Here is a 10,458-nt window from a genome sequence, read left to right as displayed (position 1 = left end):
CGGGCGCGAGCGCCAGCATGTCCGCCGACAGCCCGCCCGGATCGAGAATGATGCCGTCTTCATCCACATCGCCCAGCGGGCGAATGACCGGCAGCAGCAGCGCCTCGCCCTCGCCCGCCCGCAAGAACGCATCGCCCAGCGCCCGCGCCGCGCGGCGGGTGGGCAGGAGAATGGTGAGGTCCGGCAGCTCCGGCGCGCGCCCGTCCGCCATCGCAAAGCGCCCGCCCAACGAAGGATCGGCCCGCAGCGCTTCCGCCAGCCGCGCCAGAAAGGGCTGGCCGGAGGGGATGGTGAAAAGATGGAGGGAATCGCAACTCATGGGAGGGAGTCTAGTGAGTTTCCCGGTTTCGAGAAATCGCCATTGCCATCCGCAAGACGTGGATGGCCCGGACAAGCCGGGCCATGACGAAAAAAGCGGTCGTTAAGGGAAGAAACGTCATGCCCCGCTTCATGCGGGGCATCCACGTCTTTCCTGCCATTTCCCGCGCTCACGTCTCCTTCAGGGCCGCCTCGGCGTCCCTCAGGTCTTCCGGCGAGCCGACATGCATCCAGAGGCCCTGCATGCGCTGGCCATAGAGAGTGCCCTTTTCGATGAGCCCGTCCCAGATGCGGTTGGTGGAAAAGGCCCCTTCCGGCCCGTCCTTGAACAGCGCCGGTTTGATGACCTGCACGCCTGCGAACATATAGGGCGCGGTGGTGCTCTCCTCCCGGCGAGTCAGGCGGCCGTCCGGGTCCATAGTGAAATCGCCCCTGCCGCAATAGCCCACCGTGCGCACCGCATCGGCGATCATCAGGAGCGCGTCCATGCGGTCGGGGTCGAAGGCGTCGATCAGGTCGCGCAGATTGCTGCCATAGCCTTCCACCCAGACGCTGTCGGAATTGAAGGTGAGAACGGGATCGTCGCCCAGCAGCGGCAGCGCCTTCTTCACCCCGCCGCCCGTATCGAGCAGCGCATCGCGCTCGTCGGAAATCACGGTGACGGGCGTTTTGCGCTTTTTGAGGTGCGCTTCCAGCCGGTCGGCGAGATAATGGACATTCACCACCACCTCTTCGATCCCTGCCTCTTCCAGCCGGTCCAGTGCATGGTCGATCAGCGGCTTGCCGTCGAATTCGACCAGGGGTTTCGGCGTTTTGTCGGTCAGCGGGCGCATGCGCGTGCCGAGACCGGCCGCCATCAGCATTGCCTTGGAAACGTTACGGCTCATGGGGGTCGGGGTCCTCAGTCGTCCAGCGGCAGGTTTGCATCGATCCAGCGCTTGAGGTCGCCGAGCGCCGGGTGGGCGAGATTGCGCCGCAGGTAGGATTTGGTGCGCGGCATATGCGCCATATAGTGCGGTTTGCCGTCGCGCTTCAACAGGCGCGGCCACAACCCGATGAGCCGCAAGCCGCGTTCGGCGCCGAAAACGGCATAGGCCGCGCGAAACGCCTCTTCATCGAACCCGGGCAGCGTGTCCTTCGCACAGGCGACATAGAAATCCAGCATCACCTCTTCGCGCTCCGCCGGGACGGTCTTGCGCGCATCCTGAAGGAGGGACACGACGTCATAGGCGCGCGAGCCGAGAAAAGCGTCCTGAAAGTCGATGAGGCCCACGCGCTTCAAACCCTTCTGCCCGGAAAGCCACAGAATATTGGGCGAATGGAAATCGCGCAGGCAGAGCGCGCGGGGGCCTGCCTGCATGAGCGGCCAGAGATCCGTCCAGAGCGCATGGAATTCCTCGCGCTGCGCCGCGCTCGCCTCACGTCCCAGCACCACCGGAAAATACCAGTCGAGCGGCACGTCGAGTTCGGCGCGCAGCATCCCGTCGTCGAAATGCGGCAGCTCATGTGCGCTACCGTCGCCACCACCCTCGTTAATTGGCAAGCTCTCGGGGGCGCCCTCGGCCTGCAGCCTGACGAGAAGTTCGATGCTGGCGCGGTAGATCTCGTCCAACGGCTCGCCTTCAGGCCCCATGCCCTGGTCCAGAATGTCGCCCAGCACCGCGTCGCCGAGATCTTCCAGCAGCAGGAAGCCGCGGTCGAGATCGCTTGCGATGATGTCGGGCGCGGTCAGGCCGAGGCCGGTCAGATAGTTGTCCACCGCCACGAAGGGGCGAACGTTCTCGGCCAGATGCGCGATCGCCGAATAGGCGTGCTTCGCATCGTCGCCCCCGTCAGCGGCAGGAGGAGCGTCCGGCCCGGCGGGCCAGTCCATCAGCACGGCGGGCCGGCCATCGAGCGTCAGTCGCTCATAGCGGCGCGTGGAGGCATCGCCTGCAAGGTCCGCCCGCGCCGCGCCGCCCCAGCCGCATGTTTCCAGAAAGTCGCGTATCGCCGCTTCGCGCGCGGGATCGGGATGACGGGTCATTCAATCGCTACCGGCTTGTCGGTCTGGGCCTGGCCCAAAGGCTTCGGTCAGTCTCGCCGCCCAGCTTCCGGTTCCCGTCAGTTCCGCGCGGCGCGTTCCATCTGGCATGAGGGAGAGGCGGATGTCGAGCCTGTCAGACGAAAGCCGGGCCATTTCGCCTTCCGCGCGCTCGGGCCATTCGACCAGCACCGCGCCCTCATCCAGCGCTTCCACGAGCCCCAGCTCGCGCAGTTCCTCTTCCTCCTCGATGCGGTAGAGGTCCACATGGGTGAGCAGAAGGTCCGGGCTCTCATAGGTCTGGACGAGGGTGAAGGTCGGCGAGGGCACATCCTCCATCAGCCCATGGCCTTCCAGATGCGCCTGGATCGCCGCGCGCGCCAGCGTGGTCTTCCCCGCGCCCAGATCGCCCCTGAGCAGGATCAGGTCGCCGACGGCAAAAAGCGCCGAAAGCCGCAGCCCCAGATCATGGGTCGCAGCTTCGTCTTTCAGCTCGATTTCGAGAGGGGTCGTGTCCGCCATGGGGCCTTTTTATCGGCGGCAATGCGTCGCGCCAATCAACAAAAAAGTTGACGCAAGCGTCATGTTTGTGGCTTTTTAGCATCAGGGCCGGAACCTGACGCTGCGGCGCGCTTCCATGCGCTTTTCGCCGGGTTTTCGGTCACATTTCGCGGCGTTTCGGGACGTGACCTCGGCACCCCTTCACCCTAAAAAGGAGAGGACAGCCAGGCGATTGCGTAGTAAAACTCCGCGAAAGATGACGCCGGCGCCAAGATCGGCGAAACAGAATTCGGGAGGCGGAAACGCATGGGCAAGGACATCATCATCGTCGGGGGCGGGCAGGCCGCCGCGCAAGCCGCGCAGAGCCTGCGCGCGGAAGGCTTTGAAAACCCGATCCGCATTTTCGGCGACGAGCCCCATGCGCCCTATCAGCGGCCGCCGCTGTCGAAGAAGTTCCTCGCCAAGGAAATCGGCTTCGACCGCGTGGAGCTGAAGCCGGAGAGCTTCTACGCCGACAACAATATCACCACCCATTGGGGCACGCGCATCACCGAGATCGACCGCAAGGGCAAGCGCGTGATGACCGCCGACGGCCAGGCTTTCGAATATGGCAAGCTGCTCATGGCGACCGGCAGCCGCGTGCGCGAAATCAACGTGCCCGGCTTCGAGATGGACGGCATCTATTACCTGCGCAACATCGCGGATGTCGAAGCCATCCAGAGCCATTTCAAGGACGGGGCGCGCCTCGTCGTGGTGGGCGGCGGATATATCGGCCTGGAAGTCGCCGCCGTCGCCAAGAAACACGGCATGGACGTGACCGTGCTGGAAGCCGCCGAGCGCGTCATGTCGCGCGTGGTCGATCCCATCGTCAGCCATTTCTACGAGCGCGTGCATCGCGAGGAAGGCGTGAAGATCGAGACCGGCGTCTCCGTCGCGGGCTTCGAAGGCGACACGCATGTCACCGCGGTCGATTCAGGCGAAGGCAAGCTCTACCCCGCCGATTTCGTGGTGGTGGGGATCGGCATTATTCCGAATACGGAGCTTGCAGTGGAATGCGGGCTCGACGTGCAGAACGGCATCGTCGTGGACGAGAACTGCCGCACCTCCGACCCGGATATTTTCGCGGCGGGCGACTGCACCAGCCACCCCAACGGCATTTACGGCCATCGCCTCCGGCTCGAGAGCGTTCACAACGCCATCGAACAGGGCAAGACGGCGGCCGCCGCCATGATGGGCAACGACAAGCCCTATAATCAGGTGCCGTGGTTCTGGTCCGACCAATACGACCTCAAGCTGCAGATCGTCGGCCTGTCGGCGGGCTATACGAAGGCCGTGGTGCGCGGCGACCCGGAAAGCGGGCGCAGCTTCGCCGTCTTCTATCTGAAGGGCGACACGGTCATCGCCGTCGACGCGGTGAACCGCGCGCCGGAATTCATGATGTCCAAGCAGCTTGTGCACAAGAAGACGAAGCTCGACCCGGCCCGCATCGCCGATGAGAGCATCAAGGTGAAGGAAATCGCGCAGGGCTGACAAAGCGCCCGCGCCATAACGAGAAAAACAAATACTGGAGGAGTGAGACCCGATGGCGAAGATTACCTATGTCGAGCATAACGGCACCGAGCACACGGTGGATGTGGCCAACGGCCTGACCGTCATGGAAGGCGCGATCAAGAATTCCATTCCCGGCATCGACGCCGATTGCGGCGGGGCCTGCGCCTGCGCGACATGCATGGTCTATGTGCCGAAGGACTGGCAGGGCAAGATGCCGGCCAAGGAAGACATGGAAGAAACCATGCTCGACTTCGCCGAGGCCTCCAATGAGGATTCCCGGCTCGCCTGCCAGCTCCCGGTGACCGACGAGCTGGACGGCCTGCGCATCACCATGCCGGAAAGCCAGCACTAAAGGCTTTTTCGTCAGTCCGGCCTTCTTGCGCCGGCATCCGTACTACATGCACCCCGGCGCTTCGATGAGGCCCGGGGTGACGTGTTTTCGGGGGTGATATGTTTTCGGGATGGCGAGGTTTAAGCCTCTGCCTGATAGGTCATGTCCAGCGCGGCGGGGTCGAGCAGCTTGAAAAGCCGGTCCCGCTTCACCCCGTCCGACGACAGCGGCAGGATCAGCCGCACATAGGACCAGCGCCGTCCGTTGATCGCGATATAGGATTTGCGGGCGAGCGAGGGTGTGCCTGTCTCCGCGACGCGCAACCCTGCTTCCAGCACTTTCTTCCCGTCTTCCGGCTTGAAGAAATCATCCGTGGTGTGGCCGCGCATCTCGCCGCCATGCTCCTCGCAGACGCGCGTGCCAGCAAGGCGCACGCGCAGGCAATCCTCCTCCACCTCGAGCAGCATCATATAGGGCAGCAGCGCCACAGGCACGGTCGTCGGGTCGAGCTGGGCGGGAAGGCAGCCCTTCTTTTCAGTCAGCTCACACCAGACATCGTACACGCGCTGAAGGTCCGCATAGGCGGGCAGATCGGCGAGCGGCAGCTCCTCATGCGTCGAGGACTGAAAACTCGTCAGACCGTGTTTTTGCGCATCCATGGGCGCTTCTCCGGATGGTGAAGCTTTCAGCTAACACCGCCCGGGTAACCATTCGGTAAACATACGCGACCGCCTGCGGGAACGGCCCAACGGCATTTCAGTCGTCCCCGTCGGCGCGGCCATTCGCGCAGCACCGGTCAATTAACACGACGGCAACGGTTGCCCTTGAGTATGAAGACAAGTCGGTCGCGCACCCCTGTCCCGGGAGCAATATGTGAAAAGAGCTCTGATCCTATTTCTGGTTGCAACGGCCAGCCTCACGCTGATTGTTCATGCGGACCCCGAATTGGTTATCTCGGGTCTTGTCTACTTTGTCCTACCGGGCATCATCCTCGCCATAGCGCCAACTCTTTTCCTTTGGGTCATGACCTGGACAATCTTCTGGCTCCTTGCGAGGAAATTCCTTTCCCGCTGGCCAGCTGTGATAGCCGGATTGGTCCTTGCCGGCGGTGTGCTAACCGGCGCTTCCTACCTTCTGAACATGCCCGTCGAACGGCAACTCGATGAACTGACCGCCCACAACTTTCGTCCCGAACATCCCATCCGGATGAGCGGCACCGTCCTGCTTGATTTCCCCCGGCGCTATGTTCGGACGACGAAGGAGTATCTTCGTCGCGACGGGAAACCGACTCCCGTTCGGGTTGCGCATTGCGACGCCTTCTGCGCCGGCCTCCTTTTCAGCAAAGGAATTGACGCCGTTATCGTTAAGGCCACCAACGACAACGAGGAAAGAAGAACTCTTCAGCCCTTACCTCAGGCTGCGCAATACCGTCTGTCCCGGGCTCCAGACTGCGACGGCAGCGTGATGCCGGCACCAGAATCCGGCATATGGCTTTCGGAATCGAATCCCAAAATGCGCAAGCTTTTCGACGGGTGGCTTGTCCGGCTCGTAGGTGGCGAATGCATTCGTCGCGAAACTGTAACAATGAAACCGGATCGCATCATCTCTCTTCGGGAACGTGCCATCGAAGAGTCACGCCGAGAGACCGCCCCCTGGTCCCTGGCTCTTCCTCGTCCCGGCTTCATCCGTCTGGAGATCAGGGACGCCGCGCAGAACAGGCTGTCGAGCACGACATGGACCAAAGCCAGGTTTTTCAGGCAGCCGCTCGCAATTACCGTCGGAGCCTTCGGTCCACCCGCACTGGACTGGGCAACGAAGACACGGGAAGAGCCGCATCCCCGGCACCGCTTCCGCGAGGTTGCCTATATCACCGAAGTTACCGACCTGCACTTCGATCCTCCCTCGGATTCTCTATCCGGCGATGCGAAATCCATCCTTCGCGAGGCTCTCGACGACACCAGCCTTTCCGCCAGCGCTCCGGCCTTGGCGCTTACCAGCCGGGTCCTGAGCGGCATGAAGGAATACGGACTTCAGAAAGGGGACAAGGAACTGGTCATCCGGATTCTTGCCGACGACCGGACGCACGGTCTCATGGACCTTCAGGGTGTGGTGCAAAAGTTGGGGGATGAAGCGCCGGACCTGCGCGCATCGATTGTCGAACGCATTTTACGCCAGACTTGCCCGGGTGCGGATTCAACCTGGCTGGGCGAAGCACTCCGGGCCATGCCGGAGGGAACCTTTGCTACGCTGACAGACATGGAAAAACGTCTTCTCGACGACCAGGCTCATTTGCGCTGCGCCGGGCCATTGGTTGCCCGCCTTGCGGATATGGGCGCGGACGCGACACCCCTCCTTCTGACCTTGCTGGAACGCGGCCTCAGCCCTCCGGGTATGGGCAGTGTCGTCAACAACGCCAAACAGGCTCTGACCGTGCTCGGCCCCAGAGCCAGCAGCGCGCTTCCTGTTATCGAGAAGATGGAGGACGAGGGCGTCATCAGCGACTCGATCATGCTGCGTGCGCGGCTGGGCAAACCCGTTTCCTCTTTCGAGAAGCCGGACAATTACAAAGGAACAACGGAATCCTATCACCAGCGGCTTCAACACCAGCTGGACAAACTCAACCGCCGGTATGGGTCGTAACGGCAAGGCAAGTGTCCTCACCAGCCGCCGCCCCGTTTAATCCGCGGCCGCTTTAGTCCGCGGCCTGGGCGAACTTGCCGCTTGCCGGCGAGAGGTCGTGGATCGACATGGGCAGTTCGCGGATGCGCTTGCCGGTCAGCTTGAAGACCGCATTGGCAAGCGCCGGCGCGACGGGCGGCGTGCCCGGTTCGCCAAGCCCGCCCAAGGCCTCGCCGCTGTCGATGAAATGCGTCTCGATAACCGGCGTTTCGGCCAACGTCACCATCCGGTAGTCGGGGAAATTGCCCTGGGTCACGGCACCGCCCTCGATGGTGATCTGTCCGTAGAGCGCCGCCGTCAGGCCGTAGATCACGGCGGACTGCACCTGCGCTTCGGCGGTATCGGGATTGATGACGCGCCCGCAATCCACCGCGCAGGTCACCTTGTGAACGCGGGGACGGTTGTCCTCGTCCAGCGAGACCTCCAGCACTTCGGCGACGATGGTCGAGAAGCTCTGCTGCACGGCGATCCCGTGCACGCGGCCTTCCGGCAAGGGCTTGCCGAGCCCCGCCTTCTCCGCGGCGAGTTGCAGCACGGCCCGGTGGCGCGGCTTGTCCTTCAACAGCGCCATGCGGAACTCGTAAGGGTCCTTGCCCGCTTCATGGGCCAGTTCGTCCATGAAGCTTTCATTGAAGAAAGTGTGCTGGGTATGCGCAACCGAGCGCCAGGGTCCGCGCGGCACCGGCGTCGGATTGTCCACATAGCGGATCGACTGATTTTCCACCGCATACGGAATATGCGGCGCTTCCGCCGGTTCGTCCTTGTAGACATAGCGGTTCAGCCAGGCGACCGGATTGCCGTCTTCGTCCAGCCCGGCCTTCATCGTATTCGCCACCGCGATGCGGTAGGCGTCATGCTGCATATCGTCTTCGCGCGTATAGACGAGCTTCACCGGCGCATCGACTTCCTTGGCGATCAGCGAGGCATAGTCGATCTCGCTGGGGAATTCCGAAAAGCCCGAGCGATAGGGAATGCGCCGCCCGAAGCCGCCGCCCAGCAGCAGCGGATGCACTTTCACATTGTCATAGTCGACGCCGGTCATGTCGGCGACGCGGGCGCGCGTGCCCAGCGGGTCCTGCGTCCCGACCCAGACTTCGGCCTTGCCGTCATGCACCCAGACAGTGCAGTTCATCGGTTCCATGGTGGCATGCGCCAGATAAGGCACGCGATAGGCGGCTTCCACCACCTTGGCCGCGTTTTTCAGCGCGCCTTCGGCGTCGCCCTTTTCGACATCCTCGGTGCTGTCGCCCTGCAGCGCCTTTTCATGGCCTTCGAAAATACTGGCCGAGCTGATGGCGTCGTTGCCGCCCGTATCGAATTCGATGTCGAGCGCGGCGGCGGCCTGCTTGGCGCGCCAGAAATTGTCGGCGATGACCGCCACGCCGACGGGCAGTTCCACGACCTTCTTCACGCCGCGGCGCTTCAGGATTTCGCTCGCGTCGTAACGCTTCAGCTTGCCGCCGAAGACGGGCGACTGGCGCAGCGCCGCGTAGAGCATTCCCTCCGGGCGCGCATCGATGCCATAGGTGCCGCTGCCGTCCACCTTGCCCGGCACGTCGAAACGCTTGGTCGGCCTGCCGACGATCCGGTACTGGTCCGGCGTCTTGAAGGTTGGCGTTGCAGACGGCGAATATTCCGCCGCTTCCACCGCCAGCTCGCCGAAGGTCGCGGACCGGTTCTTGCCTTTCAGATAGACGACGCTGTCGCGCACCTCGCAATCGGAGGCGGCGCAGTTCCAGCGCGCCGCCGCGGCCTTCACCAGCATTTCCTTTGCCGCCGCGCCTGCGATGCGCATGCCGTGCTGGCCGGTATAGCGCACGGCCATGGAGCCGCCGGTAATCTGCATGCTCATGAATTTCGCGACATTGTACCAGAGCGTCTCGGCGGCGCCGGCCAGCATGTCGGGCGCCGTCTGCCCCTTGGTGATGAAGAGGCCGAGCGACTCATTGGCGAATTCGGGTTCGGCGGGGGCCTGTTCGGCGCGCACCAGGTTCCAGTCCGCATCCATCTCGTCCGCCGCCATCATGGCGAGCGCGGTGATCGGGCCCTGCCCCATATCCGAATGCGGCACGTAAACGGTCGTCACATTGTCCGGCGAAATCTTCAGCCAGGTGGTGACGAATTTCTCACCGCCTTCGGCCGCGATTGCGTTTTCCCGCTCCCGCCGCGAAGGGCCGGACATGGAAACGCCGACGAGAAGCGCCCCGCCTGCGAGGCCGCCTCCGACAAGCATCTGCCGGCGCGTCGGTTTTTTCAGGTCGAATGCCATGGTCCCGTCCCTCCCCTTAAGCGCGCGTCACATCGCGAATGGCGGCCAGTACGCGCGGATAGGATCCGCAGCGGCAGATATTGGTGATCGCCGCGCCGACCTCTTCATCGGTTGGCTGCGGGTTTTCCTTCAGAAGCGCGTCCACCGCCATCAGCATGCCGGACTGGCAATAGCCGCATTGCGGCACCTGCCGTTCGATCCAGGCCTGCTGGAGCGGCGAGAGCCCGCCCGTGTCGGCATCGGGATCGGCCAGCCCTTCGATGGTGGTGATTTCCGACCCGTCGGCATAGGAGACCGGTACGGAGCAGCTCCGCATCGCCGTGCCGTCCACCTGCACGGTGCAGGCGCCGCAGGCGGCGATGCCGCAGCCGAATTTGGTGCCGGTCAGGCCCAGTTCGTCGCGCAACGCCCAGAGAAGCGGCATGTCCTCTTCCACATCGAGCGTGTGTTCTTTCCCATTGACCTTGAAGCTGATCGGCATGGCGAGATCTCCTCCGGCTACGATGCAGGCGCCCTCTAATTCCGGCAATCGGCGGTCACGCTAACTTGACCGGACACTGGTGTCACTGACTAATTTGACTATTTCGGTCATTTGGTGACCCATGATGCTTCATGCAAGCCTGACCGCTGCCCGATTTTGGTCGCAAACAGGAACTAGCCCTGTCTCACGGAACGACAATGACCCAGACAAAAGGAGTTCCACCGATGAGTATTCTCGTGAAACGCCCCTTCACCCCGCTGCGGAAAACCGTCCTTGCCGCCGGCTTCGCGCTGATGGCGGGCGGG

10 protein-coding genes are annotated in these 10,458 nt (G+C 63.2%); 3 read left to right on the top strand and 7 right to left on the bottom strand.

The features are described 5' to 3' along the window. From CMI59_RS08720 to tsaE, 4 genes are all read right to left on the bottom strand, one after another. Window positions 1–319, bottom strand: a 319-nt coding sequence (locus tag CMI59_RS08720) for a hypothetical protein (protein ID WP_293327316.1), incomplete at its 3' end; no start/stop codon positions are given. Window positions 320–488: 169 nt separating this feature from the next. After that, window positions 489–1,205: a nucleotidyltransferase family protein gene (locus tag CMI59_RS08715; protein ID WP_293327315.1), complete on the bottom strand. Its 717-nt coding sequence runs from the start codon at window positions 1,203–1,205 to the stop codon at window positions 489–491. A gap of 14 nt (window positions 1,206–1,219) precedes the next feature. After that, window positions 1,220–2,344, bottom strand: a complete 1,125-nt coding sequence (locus CMI59_RS08710; protein ID WP_293327314.1) for a phosphotransferase — start codon at window positions 2,342–2,344, stop codon at window positions 1,220–1,222. Continuing rightward, window positions 2,345–2,863 (bottom strand): tRNA (adenosine(37)-N6)-threonylcarbamoyltransferase complex ATPase subunit type 1 TsaE, encoded by a 519-nt coding sequence (gene tsaE / locus CMI59_RS08705; protein ID WP_293327313.1) that lies wholly within the window; start codon window positions 2,861–2,863, stop codon window positions 2,345–2,347. Window positions 2,864–3,148: 285 nt separating this feature from the next. On the opposite strand from tsaE, the gene CMI59_RS08700 reads away from it, so the two are divergent. After that, window positions 3,149–4,372: an FAD-dependent oxidoreductase gene (locus tag CMI59_RS08700; protein WP_293327312.1), complete on the top strand. Its 1,224-nt coding sequence runs from the start codon at window positions 3,149–3,151 to the stop codon at window positions 4,370–4,372. Between the two features lie 52 nt (window positions 4,373–4,424). After that, a complete protein-coding gene (locus CMI59_RS08695; protein WP_293327311.1) occupies window positions 4,425–4,745 on the top strand; it encodes a 2Fe-2S iron-sulfur cluster-binding protein in 321 nt (106 codons plus the stop codon). A gap of 119 nt (window positions 4,746–4,864) precedes the next feature. Here CMI59_RS08695 and CMI59_RS08690 read toward each other — a convergent pair whose 3' ends face one another. Next, window positions 4,865–5,383 (bottom strand): PAS domain-containing protein, encoded by a 519-nt coding sequence (locus CMI59_RS08690; RefSeq protein ID WP_293327310.1) that lies wholly within the window; start codon window positions 5,381–5,383, stop codon window positions 4,865–4,867. Window positions 5,384–5,597: 214 nt separating this feature from the next. Here CMI59_RS08690 and CMI59_RS08685 point away from each other — a divergent pair, with 214 nt between their 5' ends. Further along, window positions 5,598–7,364, top strand: coding sequence for a hypothetical protein (locus CMI59_RS08685; protein ID WP_293327309.1), 1,767 nt, complete (start codon window positions 5,598–5,600; stop codon window positions 7,362–7,364). A gap of 52 nt (window positions 7,365–7,416) precedes the next feature. Here CMI59_RS08685 and CMI59_RS08680 read toward each other — a convergent pair whose 3' ends face one another. Both CMI59_RS08680 and CMI59_RS08675 read right to left on the bottom strand, forming a co-directional pair. Next, a complete protein-coding gene (locus CMI59_RS08680) occupies window positions 7,417–9,672 on the bottom strand; it encodes a molybdopterin cofactor-binding domain-containing protein (RefSeq protein WP_293327308.1) in 2,256 nt (751 codons plus the stop codon). Window positions 9,673–9,688: 16 nt separating this feature from the next. Continuing rightward, window positions 9,689–10,153 carry a (2Fe-2S)-binding protein gene (locus tag CMI59_RS08675; protein ID WP_293327307.1) on the bottom strand — a complete coding sequence of 155 codons (465 nt, stop codon included), beginning with the start codon at window positions 10,151–10,153 and terminating at the stop codon, window positions 9,689–9,691. Between the last annotated feature and the right edge of the window lie 305 nt (window positions 10,154–10,458).

Source organism: Parvibaculum sp. (genome assembly GCF_002684405.1).
In the GTDB taxonomy this organism is placed as follows: domain Bacteria; phylum Pseudomonadota; class Alphaproteobacteria; order Parvibaculales; family Parvibaculaceae; genus Parvibaculum.
Note: the sequence above shows the minus strand (reverse complement) of the source record. Positions and strands in the feature narration are given on the sequence as shown.

Bases quoted from the DNA above. Each gene is read 5' to 3' on its own strand.
- CMI59_RS08715 (WP_293327315.1), bottom strand. From the start codon at position 1,205: ATGAGCCGTAACGTTTCCAAGGCAATGCTGATGGCGGCCGGTCTCGGC.
- CMI59_RS08710 (WP_293327314.1), bottom strand. From the start codon at position 2,344: ATGACCCGTCATCCCGATCCCGCGCGCGAAGCGGCGATACGCGACTTT.
- tsaE (WP_293327313.1), bottom strand. From the start codon at position 2,863: ATGGCGGACACGACCCCTCTCGAAATCGAGCTGAAAGACGAAGCTGCG.
- CMI59_RS08700 (WP_293327312.1), top strand. From the start codon at position 3,149: ATGGGCAAGGACATCATCATCGTCGGGGGCGGGCAGGCCGCCGCGCAA.
- CMI59_RS08695 (WP_293327311.1), top strand. From the start codon at position 4,425: ATGGCGAAGATTACCTATGTCGAGCATAACGGCACCGAGCACACGGTG.
- CMI59_RS08690 (WP_293327310.1), bottom strand. From the start codon at position 5,383: ATGGATGCGCAAAAACACGGTCTGACGAGTTTTCAGTCCTCGACGCAT.
- CMI59_RS08680 (WP_293327308.1), bottom strand. From the start codon at position 9,672: ATGGCATTCGACCTGAAAAAACCGACGCGCCGGCAGATGCTTGTCGGA.
- CMI59_RS08675 (WP_293327307.1), bottom strand. From the start codon at position 10,153: ATGCCGATCAGCTTCAAGGTCAATGGGAAAGAACACACGCTCGATGTG.